Source organism: Bradyrhizobium sp. GW821-FHT13H05, from assembly GCF_058804065.1.
In genome coordinates, this window is record NZ_JBXAPO010000003.1 from 293,892 (window position 1) to 310,519 (window position 16,628).

A 16,628-nucleotide genomic window follows, 5' to 3' on the forward strand; every position below is an offset into this window, starting at 1 on the left:
GGATTTTTGGGTCCCCTTGGGAACAGGATGACGGATCAGGCGATTTTGGTCACGGGGGCCGCCGGCTTCATCGGCTTTCACGTCGCCCGGCAGCTTCTCGGCGAAGGCCGGCCCGTCGTCGGGCTGGACAATCTCAACAGCTATTATGATCCGGCGCTGAAACAGGCGCGCCTGGAACTGCTGCAAGAGGATTCGGGATTTTCCTTCGTCAAGGCCGATCTCGCCGACCGGGAGACGATCGCGGCGCTGTTCGCGCGCCACCGGTTTACCGAGGTCGTGCACCTGGCGGCGCAGGCCGGCGTGCGCTACTCGATCGACCATCCGCAGGCTTACGCCGATTCCAACCTCCAGGGTTTTCTCAACGTGCTGGAGGGCTGCCGCCACAACGGCTGTCGTCATCTCGTCTACGCTTCGTCATCCTCCGTTTACGGCGCCAACACGAAACTGCCATTTTCCGTGCAGGACCGGACCGATCATCCGGTGAGCTTCTATGCCGCGACCAAGAAGGCGAACGAGGTGATGGCGCAGTCCTACAGCCATCTCTACCGGCTGCCGGTCACCGCCTTGCGCTTCTTTACCATTTACGGTCCGTGGGGACGGCCCGATATGGCCATGTTTCTGTTTGTGAGCGCCATCATGGCTTCGAGGCCGATCCGGCTCTTTAACCATGGCAAGATGCGCCGCGACTTCACCTATATTGACGACGTGACCCGTGTCGTGTCCAAGCTGATCGATCGGGTGCCCGCCGATGACCCGGCTGCCGCAAATGCGCCGTCGAAGGTCTACAATGTCGGCAACCATCACCCGGAAGAGCTGATGCATGTGGTCGGACTTCTGGAGCAGGAGCTGGGTCGGACGGCGATCAAGGAATTGCTGCCGATGCAGCCCGGAGACGTTTTGGAAACGTTCGCGGATGTCGAGGATCTGATGCGCGACACCGGCTTTGCCCCGTCAACGCCGATCGCGCACGGGGTTCGTAATTTTGTCACCTGGTATCGGGACTACTTCAAGGTTTGAGATGACGATGGATAAACGCATCATCCCCCTGATCATGTGCGGCGGTGCCGGCACGCGGCTGTGGCCGGCCTCGCGCGAGGTGCGCCCCAAGCAGTTCCTGCCGCTGTTCGGCACACGCTCGACCTTCCAGGACACGCTGCTGCGCGTTTCGGATGCCGCGCTGTTCGATCGTCCTGTCGTCATCACCAATGCGTCCTATCGCTTCATGGTGCTGGAGCAGCTCGCCGAGATCGGCATCGAGGCCGACGTGATCCTCGAGCCGATGCGGCGCGACTCCGGTCCCGCGATCGCAGCAGGCGCGGTGTTCGCGCAGAACCGCGCCAGCGATGCGATCGTGCTCGCGCTCGCAGCCGACCACGTCGTGCAGGACAACGCCGCCTTCGTCGCCGCCTGCCGCGAGGGCCTCACGGCCGCCAGCGCCGGGCGCATCGTGACCTTCGGCGTCAAGCCGGAACGGCCGGCGACCGAATACGGCTATATCAGCCCGGGCGAGGTGATATCAGGCACGGTGCACGCGGTCGCGCGCTTCGTCGAGAAGCCGGATGCGGTGAAGGCCGCTGATTACGTCAGTTCGGGCTACTTCTGGAACAGCGGCAACTTCATGTTCCCGGCCACCGTTCTTCTCGACGAATACCGCAAGGTCGATGCGGCAAGCGTGGAGGCGATCGCCGATGCGGTCACCAATGCTGGCCGCGACCTCGGCTTCGTGACGCTGGAGCCGCAGGCGTTCGGCTCCGCCAAGGCGATCTCGATCGACTATGCTGTGATGGAGAAGACCGCGCGCGCCGCGGTCGTGCCGGTGTCCTGCGGCTGGTCCGACGTCGGCTCCTGGCTCGCGGTGTGGGAATTGTCGGAGAAGGACGCGCAAGGCAATGCCGCGCACGGCACCGCCGTGTTCGAAGACTCCCGCAATTGCAACGTCACCACCGATGCCGCCCTGGTCGCGCTCGAAGGCGTCGACGATCTCGTCGTGGTGGCGACGGCGGATGCCGTTCTCGTCTCGCGCCAGAAGGATGCCAATGGCCTGAAGCGTCTGGTGACCAAGCTGAAGGCGGTCGCACCGAAGGTCACCGAGGAGCATCTGAAGGTGCATCGGCCCTGGGGTAGCTATCAGTCGGTCGACAATGGCGAGCGCCACCAGGTCAAGCGCATCGTGGTCAAGCCCGGCGGGCGGCTGTCGCTGCAGAAGCACCATCATCGTGCCGAGCACTGGATCGTTGTCCGTGGCGCGGCCCGCGTCACCGTCAACGAGACCGTCAAGACGGTGCACGAGAACGAGTCCATCTACATCCCGATGGGCGCGGTGCACCGGATGGAGAACCCCGGCAAGATCATGCTGGAGCTGATCGAGGTCCAGACTGGAAGCTATCTCGGGGAAGACGACATCATCCGGATTGAAGACGACTATCAAAGGTCGTAACCAGCAGGCCCCGAATCACGCGACCCGGGCCGAAAGAGCAGTATCTTTCAGTGGCTTAAGGCTCGGGGAACGTGTAACTTTTTGAATCAAATCGTGTCCGGTCAATGAGGCCGGCATTCGCCACAAATGTGGCACCCGTGCTAGAAGCGGCCCGGGGATTTGCGTTGAATCGGGGTTTGCTCAGATGAGTTCCAAAGGGTCAGCACCTGCCAAGGCAGGCTTGCGCGTCGGCGTCATTGGCGCGGGCGTGATGGGCAGCAACCACGCGCGCGTGCTCGCGGGGTTGCCCGGCGTCACCCTCGTCGGTGTGGTCGATCCGTCTCCGGCGCACCTTGCGCGTACCACCGAGCTTGCCAGCTGCCAGGGCTTCGAGACCGTCGACCAGCTCTTCGCCGCAGGCGTCGATGCCGTCACCATCGCCGCGCCGACCCATCTGCATCACGAGGTCGCGCTCGCCTGCATCGCCAAGAACATCCACGTGCTGGTCGAGAAGCCGATCGCCTCCACGGTCGCGGAAGGCCGCGAGATCGTCGCCGCCGCGCAGAAGGCCGGCGTCACGCTGATGGTCGGCCATGTCGAGCGCTTCAATCCGGCGGTCGCCGCCGTCAAGCAGGCGATTGCGGGCGAGGACATTCTCTCCATCGCGATCACGCGCGTCGGCCCGTTCCCGCCGCGCATGTCCAATGTCGGCGTCGTCATCGACCTCGCCGTGCATGACATCGACCTGATCCGCTGGTTCACCGAATCCGACATCGTCGAGGTGCAGCCGCAATTGTCGAGCGCGGTCGCCGAGCGCGAGGACATCGCGCTGTTGCAGTTCCGCACCGCCAACGGCGTGCTCGCCCACATCAACACCAACTGGCTGACGCCGTTCAAGGCGCGCAGCGTCACAGTCGCGACCCGCGGCAAATACGTGATGGGCGATCTGCTCACGCGCCAGGTCACCGAATGTTTCGGCTTCAAGCCTGACGGCAGCTATTCGATGCGGCATCTGCCTGTCGGCCATGACGAGCCGCTCCGCGCCGAGCTGATCGCGTTCCTCAAGGCCGTGCGCCATGGCGAGGTTCCGGCGGTCACCGGCGACGAGGGCGTCGCCAGCCTCGAGATCGCGACGCAGTGCCTGGAGACGCCATCGCGTCCTGCCGCGACGTCGCCCGCCCGCAAGGGCCCGCGTCGCATCGCCGGCTGATCCCTCTCCATGTCGGCTTCTCCAACTTCGCAAGACAATCAGCAAGGCGCCAAGAATCAGGCCATGAACCAGCATCTGCGTTCCGAACCCATTCCCTTCATCGACGTCGCCTCGCAGCGCCGCCGGCTCGGCGCTTCGCTCGATGCGGCCGTCAAGCGCGTGCTCGACCATTGCCAGTTCGTCAACGGCCCTGAAGTCGCCGAGCTCGAGAAGCAGCTCGCGGCCTATTCCGGCGCCAAGCATGTGATCGGCTGCGCCAGCGGCACCGACGCCATCCTGATGGTGATGATGGCGAAGAATGTCGGGCCCGGCGATGCCGTGTTCTGCCCATCCTTCACCTTCATCGCGACGGCGTCGCCGGTGGCGCGGACCGGCGCGACGCCTGTCTATGTCGACGTCGATGAAGCGACCTTCAACATGAGCCCGGAATCGCTCAAGCGCGGTATCGCGACCGCGCGCAAGGCCGGCCTCAAGCCGGTCGCGGTGATTCCGGTCGATCTGTTCGGCCAGCCTGCCGATCACGATGCCATCGCCGAGATCGCCAAGGCCGAAGGCCTGCTCGTGCTCGACGACGCCGCCCAGGGCTTTGGTGCGAGCTACAAGGGCCGCAAGCTCGGCACCTTCGGACTTGCCACCGCAACCAGCTTCTTCCCGGCAAAGCCGCTCGGCTGTTTTGGTGACGGCGGCGCGATCTTCACCGATGACGACGAGCTCGCCGCGACCTTGCGCAGCATCCGCGTGCACGGGCAGGGCGTGGACAAATACGACAACGTCCGCCTCGGGCTGACCGGCCGGCTCGACACCATGCAGGCCGCGGTCCTGATCGAGAAGCTGAAGATCTTTGATGACGAGATCGCCGCCCGCAACAGGGTTGCGGAGCGCTACGCGCGTGGGCTGTCGAATGTCGTTACCGTGCCGCGTCTGGCGCCCGGCAACACCTCGGTCTGGGCGCAGTACACCATCCGCCTGCCGAAGGGGACCGACCGCGACGGCTTTGCCGCCGCGCTGAAGGCCCAGGGCGTGCCGACCGCGATCTACTACGGCAAGTCGATGCATCAGCAGACCGCCTACAAGCAATATCCGGTCGCCGAGGGTGGCCTGCCTGCTTGCGAGAGCCTGTCGCAGGACGTCATCAGCCTGCCGATGCATGCCTATCTGACCGAAGCCGACCAGGAGCGAATCATCGCGGCCGTGCGCGGCGCGATTGCGGGCTGATTTTGCTTTTCTTCCCCTCTCCCCCTGTGGGAGAGGGTGGCTCGCCGCGTAGCGGCGAGACGGGTGAGGGGTTTGTTTCCGCACGGAATGCGCGGAGACAAACCCCTCACCCCAATGAGCTTGTGTCTACTCGCGGCGCTGCCCTCTCCCACAAGGGGAGAGGGCACAGCAATGCGCATCGCAAGATGCAATCGACCTCTGTTCGATAAGCCTCTAAAACAGACGCATGCTCGGACGCATCTTCACGGTTGGTGGTTACACGCTGCTCTCGCGATTGACGGGATTTGCCCGCGACATCATGCTCGCGGCGATCCTCGGCGCCGGCCCCGTGGCCGACGCCTTTTTCGTGGCGCTGCGGCTGCCCAATCACTTCCGCGCGATCTTTGCCGAGGGCGCCTTCAACGCCGCCTGGGTACCCGCCTATGCGCATGTCCATGGCGAGCGCGGGGAGGGGGCGGCAAGACTGTTCGCCGACCGCATCTTCACGCTGCTGCTGGCCTCGCAAGTGGTGCTGCTGATCGTCGCCTGGCTGTTCATGCCGCAGGCCATGAGCTTGCTTGCGCCCGGCTTCAGCGAGGATGCCGAGCAGCGCAAGCTCGCGATCGAGCTGACCCGGATCACCTTTCCCTATCTGCTGTTGATCACGCTGGTGACGCTCTATGGCGGCATGCTCAACGTGATGCAGCGCTTTGCCAGCGCCGCGGCCGCATCGATCTTCCTCAACGTCGCGATGATGATGACGCTGGCGCTCGCCGCCTGGTTTCCGACCGCGGGCCATGCCGCCGCCTGGGGCGTCCTGATCTCGGGCTTCCTGCAATATTTCCTGCTCGCAGGCGATCTCGCCCGCCATGGCGGCCTGCCGCGCTTTGCGCCGCTGAAGCTCGACGAGGACGTGCGTGGTTTCTTCAAGGCGCTCGGGCCGGCGACGCTGGGCTCGATGGGCACGCAGGTCGCGCTGTTCGCCGACACCATCATCGCGACCTTCCTGCCCGCCGGCGCCCTGTCGGCGCTGTACTACGCCGACCGCCTCAACCAATTGCCGATCGGCGTCATCGGCATCGCCATCGGCACCGTGCTGCTGCCGGAGATGTCGCGGCGGATCACCGCCAACGACCATGACGGCGCGATGAAGGCGCAGCGCCGCGCCTTCGATTTCACGCTGCTGTTCTCGATCCCGTTCGTCGCCGCCTTCCTCACCGTGCCCGATGAGATCATGCGCGCGCTGTTCGCCCGCGGCGCGTTCTCGAAGGCCGATGCCGCCGCCGCCGGCGCCACGCTCGCCGCCTACGCGATCGGCCTGATTCCCTTCGTGCTGATCCGCAGCGCAGTCGCGACCTTCTATGCCCGCAAGGACACCGCGACGCCGGTGCGGGCGTCGCTGACCGGCATCGCGGTCAACGTCGCGCTGAAACTCGCCCTGATGGGATCGCTCGCGCAGATCGGCCTCGCTCTGGCGACTGCCGTCGGCGTCTGGACCAATCTGTTGCTGGTGCTGTTCTTCGCCGTGCGGCGCGGCTTTCTCGTGCCGGACCGCGCCTGGCTGATGTCGCTCGGCAAATTTCTGCTGATCGGCCTCATCCTCGCTGCCGCGTTCTGGCTGATCGCGAGGGTCAGTGGTTCTGCGTTGGGCGTGATGCACTTCCACGATGAGCTGACGCTCGTCCTGCTCGCCGTCGGAGGCACGATCGTCTACGCGCTCGCGATTATCATGCTGTTCGGCCGCCGCTGGCTGGTGTCGCTCGTGCGCAGCTAGCCGTGCTGATCGCTTATCTGGACGTTTTGCTCACGCCCCAACGACCGTCAGGGGTCTGGATCAAGAACACCTTTTGCCCGGGACCTGCCAGTTCGATCGTCTTGTCATCAATCCATGCGACGAATTTGGATCTTGAGGGTATGCGTGTCTTGCTCGCTTTGGACGTCCATACTGCGAGCGGCTTTTCTTTTCTGGCATCCAGGATCGTAAAATTTGATGCCGTCAGGCCATCCTCGCCATATTCCACGGTGAGTGCCCACTCTCCGCCGGGCGAGAATTGCGGAAATGCATCTCCGAAATTCTGCTCGCGACCGGTTCTTCCGTCGATGGCTTTGCATTCGCCTGCGTCTACGCCATGATCGCAAACGACAAAGATATGGCTCGCTGGGTAGAAATCTGCGAGCCCGAAGCCGAAGCCTCCTTCAGAAGCACCGCTTCCTTTCTTGTTGTCGAATATTTTTCGGCTGCCGTCGTCCATACGAAGAACAAGGGTCTCATCTCGCATAGCAGCAAGAGGGCCGGCCAACGCGATGCACTTCTTGTTGAACTCCGCCGTTGAGTTCGGTGAAAACAATTCGCTGCAGGTTTTGGCCCTCGCCGCGGGCGAAGGATTATCCGTTGGATTAGGAGGTTGCTGTGCGCCAGATGGCGGAGGCGCAGCGATCAAAATGGCGATGCTTGCAAATATAAAAACTGAGTTGCGCATCTGGCGTCTGTTGCTGGTGACAGTTTACCCAACTGATCTCCCGTAGCAGAAGCCAAGTGCACTGTCACAGCAATCTGGCTGTGACTGGCTGATCTCGCTGGACCGCGCTAGGGCGGAGCGGGGCACTCGCCTCCAAGATGCAGCCGACCTCCGCACATCTCTTGATTTTGCGTGATCGCCGTGCTATGGGCATCTCATGATCAAATCGTCGCGCAAACTCAACTGCAACCACATGACCCGCTTCGGCTGGGCCGTGGGAGGAGTCGCGCGCTAGAATTCGACGACGACATCTTTTCCACCAGGCCCCGCCGGCATCGGACGGGGCCTTTTGTTTGGCCACGCTCCCTGCCGGCACAACAGCAGGAGCGTCCGATGCCACCTCAACTGACGAATATTTCCCCCGTGATCGAGGGCGACCCCGCAAGGCGTAGCCTCAACCTCTCTATCGTGTCGGCGAAGAGCGCGGTCGACCAGGCTTTGGCAGCACGTCTCAAGGCGTCCGCGGCGGCGCTGGACAACGCCTTGTCGGCAAAGAACGCTGCTGGTCCAGAGGCCGCATCGACGCCAAGCGTCCTCGGCCTGCTCAGGCGGTCCTGGCTTGCGTTTCGGCAGCGGCGCCGGAGCCCACGGCTCGCCTTGCAGGACCTGAGCGACAGGGAGCTGCTGGATATCGGCCTGACGCGTGGCGAGGTCGACAGCCTCACACCACAGCGGTCGATAGACAGGCTGAGAGACAACACGCGGTATCTGTTGAGCCGCGGTGGGATGTAGAAGATCAACTGCGAGACGTGGACATGCGCTCTGAGAACAAGCGGCGGTCAGTACGGCCGCTTGCTTCTCAGGTGTGCGCTGCAGTGCGAGGCCGTGACGGAGCGTGCTGAAGACATCCGCGGGGGCATCGATCTTCACAGGGAAATGACCGCGCTGCGACCCTTCGGACCGAGCCCGCTCCGAGCGCAAGGGCACCGGACAATGTTTCGCAGTCGACGCCGGCCTAAACCCGTTTGCCTTGCCACTTTTTCCACGGCAATATGCCGGCAAAACAACCATGCGGACGTGGAGATCAAATGGCAGCCCCTATCAAGTTCGGCGTCGGCCAGAGCGTGTTGCGCAAGGAGGATGACGCGCTCATCCGCGGCAAGGGCCGCTATACCGACGATTATGCGCCGCAGGCCGCGCTGCGCTGCCTGATGCTGCGTTCGCCGCATGCGCATGCCAAATTCACCATCGATGCGAGCCGCGCCCGCGGCTTGCCGGGCGTTGCCTTGATTCTGACCGCTGCCGACGTCGCCGATCTCGGCGATCTGCCCTGCCTGTTCAATCTCGAGACCGACCCGTTCAAGGGGCCTCCCTATCCGATCCTCGCCAGGGACGAGGTGCGGCATGTCGGCGATTCCATCGCCTTCGTGGTCGCCGAGACCATCGACCAGGCCCGCGACGCGATCGAGGCGATCGAGGTCAAATGGAGCCCGCTGCCTTCAGTGACCGGCGTCGTCAACGCCGTGAAGAAGGGCGCAGCCTTGGTCTGGCCGGACAAGGCCGGCAACGTGCTGTTCGATGTTTCGATCGGCGACAAGAAGGCGACCGAAGCCGCCTTCGCCAAGGCACATGCGGTCGCCGAAATCGCCATCGTCAATCCGCGCGTGGTCGCAAGCTTCATGGAGACGCGCGCGGCGGTCTGTGAATACGACGCCAAAAATGATCACCTGACCCTGACGATCGGCAGCCAGGGCAGCCACCGGCTGCGCGACATCCTGTGCCAGAACGTGCTCAAGATTCCGACCGAGAAGATGCGGGTGATCTGCCCCGACGTTGGCGGCGGCTTCGGCACGAAGCTGTTCCCATATCGCGAATACGCCTTGCTGGCAGTCGCGGCAAAGCAACTGAAGAAGACGGTGAAATGGGCGGCCGACCGCACCGAGCACTTCATGGGCGACGCGCAGGGCCGCGACAATGTCACCACCGCGAAGATGGCGCTCGCTGAAGACGGTAAATTCCTCGCGATGGATTGCGACCTGATGGGCGACATGGGCGCTTATCTGTCGACTTTCGGGCCCTACATTCCGCATGGCGGCGCGGGCATGCTGCCGGGCCTCTACGACATCCAGGCGTTCCATTGCCGGGTGCGCACCATCTTCACCAACAGCGTGCCGGTCGATGCCTATCGCGGCGCGGGCCGTCCTGAAGCTGCCTATGTCATCGAGCGTCTGGTCGATGCCTGCGCGCGAAAACTCGAGATGACGCCGGACGCCATCCGCCGCAAGAACTTCATCCAGCCGAAAGCGCTGCCCTACAAGACCGCGACCGGCAAGGTCTACGATTCCGGCGACTTCGCCGCGCATCTCAAGCGCGCGATGGAAATCGCTGACTGGAAGGAGTTTTCAAAGCGCGCCAAGGCGGCCAAGAAGAACGGCCTGATCCGCGGCATCGGTCTTGCGAGTTATGTCGAGGTCTGCGGCACCATGGGCGAGGAGACCGCCAATGTGCGCATGGACCCGAACGGCGATATCACCGTCCTGATCGGAACGCAGTCGAGCGGGCAGGGTCACCAGACCGCCTATGCGCAGATCGTCGCCGAGCAGTTCGGCGTGCCGCCCGAGCGCGTGCACGTCCACCAGGGCGACACCGATATGATCGCCACGGGTCTCGGCACCGGCGGCTCGGCCTCGATTCCCTCCGGCGGTGTCAGCGTCGAGCGTGCCACGCGCGAGCTCGGCCAGAAGCTCAAGGAGATCGCGGCACAGGCGCTGGAAGCCAGCGCCGGCGACCTCGAGATTACCGACGGCATCGTGCGGATCGCCGGCACCGACCGTTCGATCTCGTTCGCCGATCTCGCCAAGCGGCCCGGTGTCGATCCGTCGAAGCTGAACGGCAGCGCGACCTTCGCCAGCGCCGACGGCACCTATCCCAACGGCACGCATGTGGCCGAAGTCGAGATCGATCCGGCCACCGGCATCATCAGAATCGTCAACTACGTGATCGTCGACGATTTCGGCAAGACGCTCAATCCGCTGCTGCTCGCGGGGCAAGTGCATGGCGGCGCCATGCAGGGCATCGGCCAGGCGCTGATGGAGCAGGTGGTCTATGGCCCCGGCGACGGCCAGCTCATCACCGCGACCTATATGGATTATGCGCTGCCACGGGCAGCCGACGGTCCGTCCTTTGTGTTCGAGACCGCCAACGTTCCCTGCAAGACCAATCCGCTGGGGGTGAAGGGGGCGGGCGAGGCCGGCGCGATCGGCTCCTGTCCGGCCGTCGTCAACGCCATCGTTGACGGGCTCTGGCGCGAATACAAGATCGACCACATCGACATGCCGGCGACCCCGGAGCGGGTGTGGATCGCCATCAACGAGCACCATCGCCGTCACAGCCTGTGATCCCAAGCAAACGCGGAACGCGTTTTGCGGGCAAACGCGGAACGCGTTTGCAGGCCCATCGAACAATCCAGAGCGCGACAATTTATCATCGCGCTCCGGATGGAATGAAATCTGCCAAGCGGTGTTGGCCCATTGAGGGGTCAGCACGATCCTGCATCAGGGAAAGGGATTTTGCGAATGAAGCGAGTGTTGGTTGTTGGGGGCGCGCTGCTGCTCGGTATGGGCGCAGTTTGGGCACAACAGGACTCCGTCAAGGAGGTCCAGACGCTGATGAAGGGCAACGGCAAGAACGCCGGCGCGGTGGCGGCGATGGTCAAGGGCGAGAAGCCCTATGACCAGGCCACGGTGGACAGCGCGCTGGCGCAGTTCGAGGACACCGCCAAGAAGCTGCCGAACCTGTTTCCGGCGAGCGCCAAGGGCGTGAAGCCCGAGGGCGACTACAGCGCCTCGCCGAAGATCTGGGAGGACAAGGCCGGGTTCGATGCGAAGGTCGCGAGCTTCGCCAAGGTCGTCAGCGAGGCCAAGGGCAAGATCAAGGATCTGGACTCGCTCAAGGCGGCGTTCCCCACAGTCGGCAAGGAATGCGGCGGCTGCCACGAGACCTTCCGCGTCAAGAACGGTTGAGGCGAGGCTCGTAGCCCGGATGGAGCGAAGCGAAATCCGGGATATCTATCCGAGCTGATGGTCCGTCCCGGATTGCGCTGCGCTCCATCCGGGCTACCGGGAATCAAGAACAGGCGGTTGCGCAAGCAGCCGCCTTTTTTGTTGCATTGTACGCATGCGGCTCGGCTGCCATGACAAGCTGGACGCAGACTGGCTTTCGTAGGACACTCCAACCGAATGTTCCTTGAGGTCCGTACCGTGCCGCGATATGTCGCCTGCCTGTTTGCCGTTCTGCTAACTGCCGTTGTGACGCGAGGTGCGACAGCGGCCGATGTCAAGGTGATGATTTCGGCCGGCTTCTTCAACGTGTACAATGAGCTTGGTCCGGCGTTCGAGAAATCGACGGGACACAAGCTCGTCACCACGCGCGGGCCTTCGATCGGCGATTCGCCCGAAGCGATCCCGACGCGCCTTGCGCGCGGCGAGGCGGCCGATGTCGTGATCATGGACGGCGTCGGCGTCGATCTCCTCGACAAGCGCGAGCTGACGCGGCCCGGCAGCCGAATGCCGCTTGCGGAATCCTTCATCGGCATGGTGGTGCGCGCAGGCCAGCCCAAGCCGGACATCAGCACGATGGACGCGCTGCGCAAGACGCTGCTTGCGGCCAAGTCCATCGCCTATTCGGACAGTTCGAGCGGCACCTACCTGTCGACGATCGGATTCAAGAAGCTCGGCGTGGCCGACGAGATCGCGGCCAAGTCGCGCAAGGTGCCCGGTCCGCCTTCGGGTGAGCCCGTGGCTGCCGTCATCGCCCGCGGCGAGGCGGAGATCGGTTTCCAGCAGGTCGCCGAACTGATGCATGTCGCGGGCGTCGATCTCGTCGGTACCGTGCCCTCGGAGATGCAGCCGCCGACCCTGTATGTCGGCGCGCTGCCCAGGAATACGCAACATCCCGAGGCCGCCGTCGCCCTGCTGCACTTCCTCTCCTCCCCAGAGGCCGCGGCCGTCATCACGAAGGCCGGATTGAAGCCGTTGGCGGCGCATTGAAGGTCGGACCAGCCCGCCCAATATGATCCTGGCGACCCCGAGACCGCTCGTCGGTGTTCGGGACCAGGAATGGATTTCGCTTCGTTCGATGAGAGCCGTCGGAACCGGCGCATCCGATTCTGATTGCCTCACGATCGCGAAAGCACCAACGCGCGGCGCGCCCCCGAAGCAAGAACAGCGAGACAGCCCATGGTCAAACCGTTCCCCTCGAAGACCCATATCGGCAACCATATGCTGCATCCGGAAACGCTGATGCTGACCTATGGCTACGATCCGCAACTGTCGGAAGGCGCCATCAAGCCGCCGGTGTTCCTGACCTCGACCTTCGTGTTCAGGACCGCCGAGGACGGGCAGGACTTTTTCGATTTCGTCGCCGGCCGGCGCGAGCCGCCGGAAGGCATGGGCGCAGGGCTCGTTTATTCACGCTTCAATCATCCCAACAGCGAGATCGTCGAGGACCGGCTCGCGATCTACGAGCGCACCGAGAGCTGCGCGCTGTTCTCATCCGGCATGGCCGCGATCTCGACCACGATTTTGGCGTTCGTCCGCCCGGGCGACGTCATCCTGCATTCACAGCCGCTCTATGGCGGCACGGAGACCCTGCTGACGAACACGCTGGCGCGCCTGTCGATCGGCGCCGTCGGGTTCGCCGACGGCATCGACGAGACGGCGGTCAAGCAGGCCGCGGAGGAGGCGATGCGCAAAGGCCGGGTTTCGATGATCCTGATCGAAACGCCGGCCAACCCGACCAACGGCCTGGTCGACATCGCGATGATCCGCCGCGTCGCCGACGCGATCGGGAAGTCCCAGGGACATACGCCGGTCATCGCCTGCGACAACACGCTGCTCGGGCCGGTGTTTCAGCGGCCGATTGAGCACGGCGCAGACATTTCGCTGTATTCGCTGACCAAATATGTCGGCGGGCATTCGGATCTGATCGCGGGCGCCGCGCTCGGCGCGAAGGCAATCATGAAGGGCATCAAGCAGCTCCGCGGTGCCATTGGCACCCAGCTTGATCCGCATTCCTGCTGGATGATCAACCGTTCGCTCGAGACACTCAGCCTGCGCATGGAAAAGGCCGATGCCAATGCGCGCCTTGTCGCGGCCTACCTGCGCGATCATCCCAAGGTCGCAAAAGTCCACTATCTCGGTCATCACGACGAGGCTTCGCCTGCGGGCCGTGTGTTCGCGCGGCAGTGCCTCGGGGCAGGATCGACGTTTTCGTTCGACATCGTCGGTGGCAAGGCGGCGGCCGTGAAATTCCTCAACGCGCTGCAGATCCTCAAGCTGGCGGTGAGCCTCGGCGGAACGGAGTCGCTTGCCAGCCTGCCTGCGACCATGACCCATTCCGGCGTTCCCGCCGACATCCGCCAGAAGATTGGCGTGCTCGATTCCACCATCCGGCTGTCGATCGGCATCGAGAACCCGTCCGATCTGATCGCCGATCTCGGGCAGGCGCTCAACGCGGCTTGAGCGCGCTTCACAGCGGATTGGACGCGCGGCAAGCCGACATGATCGCCGCGGCAGCCTCGTTGCTCTGTGCGCCCGAGAGCTGCCGCACCAGGCAGACATAATAACCCTTGCTGGACGCGTTCAGCGCGGAGTCACCGTTGACCGCCAGCCAGTTGCAGGCGGAACGGATGTACTGCACGGCAAGGGCCGATCGCGTATCGCGGATTGCGGACAGCTCGCATTGCGCCTGCCTTTCCATGTCGCTTTGCGCGGCGACCGGTCCGGAGAATGAGAGCGCCGCTGCGGCAACGACAACGCCCGCCAGAATGCGCAATGGTGTGCGAGCAAGCTTCCGGCGGGCCCCTTGGTGCGATAGGATGTCGGAGAAGGCGGGATAATTCTCGTTGGGAGTGGTCATGTTGCGCCCTTTGCTCTGGAGGCGATCATAAAGCGTCAGATCGATGGCACAATGGTTGGCGTCGTCGCGCAGCCAAGGGCCGGGCGCTCATGAGCGATCCCTCCGCCCGACAGGCGCAGCTGCGTGCGCGGGTTGTCGAGCTGGCACGGGCCCAGGACCCCTATGCGCACATCTTTGCAGGCAAGGAGTTTCGGCGCGACTACGTCGCCGGCCGCACGATGGTGTGGAGCACGCTGTTCAGGGATATGCGCGATACGACGACCCGGGTGCTCGAGATCGGCTCCAAGGAGGGGCGATCCGCGCTGTTCTGGCTCGAGTTCTTCGCGGGCGCGCATCTCACCTGCGTCGACCTCTTCCCCGAGGACGATGGCGGGCGCTTCGACCGCAACCTTGCCGCCTATGGCCCGCGTCTTCGCAAGATCGTGGGTACCTCGATCAAGGCGCTCGGCAGCTTGCGCGAAGAGAACGCGGTGTTCGATTTCGTCTATGTCGACGGCAGCCATCAGCGCGACGACGTGATGATCGATTGCCTCGCTGCCTGGCGCCTGCTGCGCGTCGGCGGCGTGATGCTGATGGACGACTACACCTGGAAGCCTGACAACCCCGACGCGGAACGCGTCGCGCCCGCCGTCGACACTTTCCTGGCCTGGCACGGTGATGCCGAGGTCATCCTCAAAAGCCATCAGGTCGCGGTGCGCAAGCGTCCCGCCTGAGAGGTTCGACGTCCGTCCGGCCGGAATCGAAAAGGCCGGACGCTCCCTCGTTGCGTCCGGCCTTTCCGCGACGAAGCCGCCTCCTACTTCGTCACCTGACCGCGGATCTCGCCGCCCGGATTGGCCGCGGTGTGGATGTTGACGTAGAGCTTGCCGGCGAGGAGATCGGCGGCCTGCGCGTCGGTCAGCGTCGCCGAGCCCTCGGCCGGGCTGTTGGCGGCGCCGGGGATCGGGACCGCGACGCCGGCGTTCTTGCCGACCTCGGCCGGTCCGTGGAAGTGGGCGGCGGTGGCGGGGCCGGACAGGCCGGAATAGGTGAGCTTCCAGGACAATTTCTTGCTGGCGGCGTCATAGTCCAGATCGGCCGTTCCGGTGCCGCTGCTGGTCGTGGCCGGCACCTCGGACTTGCCGTCGAGCGTTGCTTTCAGCTTTTCGGCGCTGGCGGGGGCTGCAAAGGCAATTGCGCAGAGCGCGCATATGGCGATGACGGTCTTGTTCATAAACATTCTCCCTGGTGACTTCGTTGGGCTGCCAAACTTCCAACAGCCGCGGTTTCAGTTTATTCCCGTGTCCGCGGGGGCCGGGCTAAATTCTTCGTGGCTGGAGCCGCGCGGATAACGGTCATAGGCTCGACCCAACGCGTGGATGGACTGAATGTTGCAACGAACAATTTTCGTGGCGCTGCTCGCAGCGATTGTCGCTGCCGGCGTCTATTGGTGGCTCAGCGCACCGGTGGTGGCCGCCGTGAGCACGACGCCGGCCCATGTCCCTGATCTTGCCAATGGCGAGGTGATCTTCAACGCCGGCGGCTGCGCGTCCTGCCATGCCGTACCCGACCAGCCTGATCGCACTAGGCTTGGCGGCGGCGTTGCGATCAAGTCGCCGTTCGGAACGTTCTACGCGCCCAACATCTCCTCCGACCCGACCGACGGCATCGGCAAATGGAGCGAGGCGGATTTCGTCAACGCGGTCATGCACGGGGTCTCGCCGGATGGACAGCATTATTTTCCGGCGTTTCCCTATACGTCCTACCAGCACGCAAAGCGCGAGGACGTGCTCGATCTCTTCGCCTATCTGAAAACGCTGCCGGCCGTTGCAGGCAAAGTGCGCGACCACGACGTCGGCTTTCCCTTCAACATCCGCCGCAACGTCGGCATCTGGAAATTCTTGTTTCTGGACGGCAAGCCGTTCGTCGCCGACGGAGCCAAGTCGCCGCAATTCAATCGCGGCGCGTATCTCGTCAACAGTTTTGGCCATTGCGCCGAATGCCACAGCCCGCGCAATGCGCTGGGCGGCATCATCGCGGGCGAGCGCTTTGCCGGCGGCCCCAATCCGGAAGGCGAGGGCTGGGTGCCGAACATCACCCAGAAGCGCCTCGGCGAGTGGAGCGCGAAGGATTTTTCCTATTTCCTCAAGACGGGCGAATTGCCCGATGGCGACAGCGTCGGCGGGGCGATGACGCGCGTGATCAAGAACACCTCGCATTTGTCGGACGAGGATCTCGCGGCGATGGCGGACTATCTGAAGTCGCTGTCAGCTGTGGATGGTCCGCCGCGACCGAAACGCAAGGAGGGCGGCGCCTGACGCAGGCCCTTTCCAATTGACACGCAGGGGGCGTACCCGCATCCTTTGCTGCCGGTTGGGAATTGGAATTTGCGTCACGATGGTGTGTCTGGTCCTTGCGCGAGCAATGCCGATCGTTTCGACGCGTGATTGTG

At 63.9% G+C, this 16,628-nt stretch carries 15 protein-coding genes; 12 read left to right on the forward strand and 3 right to left on the reverse strand.

Annotation, left to right across the window (positions count from 1 at the left end):
• Positions 1–27: 27 nt before the first annotated feature.
• The 5 genes from AC1RR3_RS10245 (at position 28) to murJ (ending at position 6,594) form a co-directional block, all read left to right on the forward strand.
• The gene (locus AC1RR3_RS10245; protein ID WP_492821996.1) at positions 28–1,017 is read left to right on the forward strand and encodes an SDR family NAD(P)-dependent oxidoreductase; all 990 of its coding nucleotides are present in this window, start codon (positions 28–30) and stop codon (positions 1,015–1,017) included.
• Between the two features lie 7 nt (positions 1,018–1,024).
• A complete protein-coding gene (locus AC1RR3_RS10250; protein WP_492821998.1) occupies positions 1,025–2,437 on the forward strand; it encodes a mannose-1-phosphate guanylyltransferase/mannose-6-phosphate isomerase in 1,413 nt (470 codons plus the stop codon).
• 184 nt (positions 2,438–2,621) lie between these two features.
• Positions 2,622–3,626 (forward strand): Gfo/Idh/MocA family oxidoreductase, encoded by a 1,005-nt coding sequence (locus AC1RR3_RS10255; protein WP_492822000.1) that lies wholly within the window; start codon positions 2,622–2,624, stop codon positions 3,624–3,626.
• A 63-nt stretch (positions 3,627–3,689) separates the two neighbouring features.
• Entirely contained in the window at positions 3,690–4,841 is a 1,152-nt protein-coding gene (locus AC1RR3_RS10260; RefSeq protein WP_492822002.1) for a DegT/DnrJ/EryC1/StrS family aminotransferase, read from the forward strand.
• A 226-nt stretch (positions 4,842–5,067) separates the two neighbouring features.
• A complete protein-coding gene (gene murJ, locus AC1RR3_RS10265) occupies positions 5,068–6,594 on the forward strand; it encodes a murein biosynthesis integral membrane protein MurJ (protein WP_492822004.1) in 1,527 nt (508 codons plus the stop codon).
• A gap of 13 nt (positions 6,595–6,607) precedes the next feature.
• Here murJ and AC1RR3_RS10270 read toward each other — a convergent pair whose 3' ends face one another.
• Positions 6,608–7,300, reverse strand: coding sequence for a hypothetical protein (locus AC1RR3_RS10270; protein ID WP_492822006.1), 693 nt, complete (start codon positions 7,298–7,300; stop codon positions 6,608–6,610).
• A 372-nt stretch (positions 7,301–7,672) separates the two neighbouring features.
• On the opposite strand from AC1RR3_RS10270, the gene AC1RR3_RS10275 reads away from it, so the two are divergent.
• The 5 genes from AC1RR3_RS10275 (at position 7,673) to AC1RR3_RS10295 (ending at position 13,800) form a co-directional block, all read left to right on the forward strand.
• Positions 7,673–8,071, forward strand: a complete 399-nt coding sequence (locus AC1RR3_RS10275; protein ID WP_492822008.1) for a DUF1127 domain-containing protein — start codon at positions 7,673–7,675, stop codon at positions 8,069–8,071.
• Positions 8,072–8,367: 296 nt separating this feature from the next.
• A complete protein-coding gene (locus AC1RR3_RS10280; RefSeq protein WP_492822010.1) occupies positions 8,368–10,677 on the forward strand; it encodes a xanthine dehydrogenase family protein molybdopterin-binding subunit in 2,310 nt (769 codons plus the stop codon).
• A gap of 177 nt (positions 10,678–10,854) precedes the next feature.
• Positions 10,855–11,301, forward strand: a complete 447-nt coding sequence (locus tag AC1RR3_RS10285; RefSeq protein WP_492822012.1) for a c-type cytochrome — start codon at positions 10,855–10,857, stop codon at positions 11,299–11,301.
• A 216-nt stretch (positions 11,302–11,517) separates the two neighbouring features.
• Positions 11,518–12,327, forward strand: a complete 810-nt coding sequence (locus AC1RR3_RS10290) for a substrate-binding domain-containing protein (protein WP_492822014.1) — start codon at positions 11,518–11,520, stop codon at positions 12,325–12,327.
• 189 nt (positions 12,328–12,516) lie between these two features.
• Positions 12,517–13,800 carry a cystathionine gamma-synthase family protein gene (locus AC1RR3_RS10295; protein WP_492822016.1) on the forward strand — a complete coding sequence of 428 codons (1,284 nt, stop codon included), beginning with the start codon at positions 12,517–12,519 and terminating at the stop codon, positions 13,798–13,800.
• 7 nt (positions 13,801–13,807) lie between these two features.
• Here the strand turns inward: AC1RR3_RS10295 and AC1RR3_RS10300 are convergent, their stop codons facing one another.
• Positions 13,808–14,197 carry a VF_A0006 family four-cysteine protein gene (locus AC1RR3_RS10300; RefSeq protein WP_492822018.1) on the reverse strand — a complete coding sequence of 130 codons (390 nt, stop codon included), beginning with the start codon at positions 14,195–14,197 and terminating at the stop codon, positions 13,808–13,810.
• Positions 14,198–14,286: 89 nt separating this feature from the next.
• Between AC1RR3_RS10300 and AC1RR3_RS10305 the strand changes: the two genes are divergently transcribed.
• Entirely contained in the window at positions 14,287–14,910 is a 624-nt protein-coding gene (locus AC1RR3_RS10305) for a class I SAM-dependent methyltransferase (RefSeq protein ID WP_492822020.1), read from the forward strand.
• A gap of 83 nt (positions 14,911–14,993) precedes the next feature.
• Here AC1RR3_RS10305 and AC1RR3_RS10310 read toward each other — a convergent pair whose 3' ends face one another.
• Positions 14,994–15,410, reverse strand: coding sequence for a CHRD domain-containing protein (locus AC1RR3_RS10310; protein WP_492822022.1), 417 nt, complete (start codon positions 15,408–15,410; stop codon positions 14,994–14,996).
• A gap of 154 nt (positions 15,411–15,564) precedes the next feature.
• Between AC1RR3_RS10310 and AC1RR3_RS10315 the strand changes: the two genes are divergently transcribed.
• Entirely contained in the window at positions 15,565–16,494 is a 930-nt protein-coding gene (locus AC1RR3_RS10315; protein WP_492822024.1) for a c-type cytochrome, read from the forward strand.
• Positions 16,495–16,628: the final 134 nt, after the last annotated feature.

What these genes read in the sequence shown, in the direction of transcription:
- AC1RR3_RS10315 (WP_492822024.1), top strand. Translation starts at nt 15,565, where the DNA reads ATGTTGCAACGAACAATTTTCGTGGCGCTGCTCGCAGCGATTGTCGCT.
- AC1RR3_RS10270 (WP_492822006.1), bottom strand. Translation starts at nt 7,300, where the DNA reads ATGCGCAACTCAGTTTTTATATTTGCAAGCATCGCCATTTTGATCGCT.
- AC1RR3_RS10280 (WP_492822010.1), top strand. Translation starts at nt 8,368, where the DNA reads ATGGCAGCCCCTATCAAGTTCGGCGTCGGCCAGAGCGTGTTGCGCAAG.
- AC1RR3_RS10300 (WP_492822018.1), bottom strand. Translation starts at nt 14,197, where the DNA reads ATGACCACTCCCAACGAGAATTATCCCGCCTTCTCCGACATCCTATCG.
- AC1RR3_RS10290 (WP_492822014.1), top strand. Translation starts at nt 11,518, where the DNA reads ATGTTCCTTGAGGTCCGTACCGTGCCGCGATATGTCGCCTGCCTGTTT.
- AC1RR3_RS10260 (WP_492822002.1), top strand. Translation starts at nt 3,690, where the DNA reads ATGAACCAGCATCTGCGTTCCGAACCCATTCCCTTCATCGACGTCGCC.
- AC1RR3_RS10250 (WP_492821998.1), top strand. Translation starts at nt 1,025, where the DNA reads ATGGATAAACGCATCATCCCCCTGATCATGTGCGGCGGTGCCGGCACG.
- AC1RR3_RS10295 (WP_492822016.1), top strand. Translation starts at nt 12,517, where the DNA reads ATGGTCAAACCGTTCCCCTCGAAGACCCATATCGGCAACCATATGCTG.
- murJ (WP_492822004.1), top strand. Translation starts at nt 5,068, where the DNA reads ATGCTCGGACGCATCTTCACGGTTGGTGGTTACACGCTGCTCTCGCGA.
- AC1RR3_RS10275 (WP_492822008.1), top strand. Translation starts at nt 7,673, where the DNA reads ATGCCACCTCAACTGACGAATATTTCCCCCGTGATCGAGGGCGACCCC.
- AC1RR3_RS10310 (WP_492822022.1), bottom strand. Translation starts at nt 15,410, where the DNA reads ATGAACAAGACCGTCATCGCCATATGCGCGCTCTGCGCAATTGCCTTT.
- AC1RR3_RS10245 (WP_492821996.1), top strand. Translation starts at nt 28, where the DNA reads ATGACGGATCAGGCGATTTTGGTCACGGGGGCCGCCGGCTTCATCGGC.
- AC1RR3_RS10255 (WP_492822000.1), top strand. Translation starts at nt 2,622, where the DNA reads ATGAGTTCCAAAGGGTCAGCACCTGCCAAGGCAGGCTTGCGCGTCGGC.
- AC1RR3_RS10305 (WP_492822020.1), top strand. Translation starts at nt 14,287, where the DNA reads ATGAGCGATCCCTCCGCCCGACAGGCGCAGCTGCGTGCGCGGGTTGTC.
- AC1RR3_RS10285 (WP_492822012.1), top strand. Translation starts at nt 10,855, where the DNA reads ATGAAGCGAGTGTTGGTTGTTGGGGGCGCGCTGCTGCTCGGTATGGGC.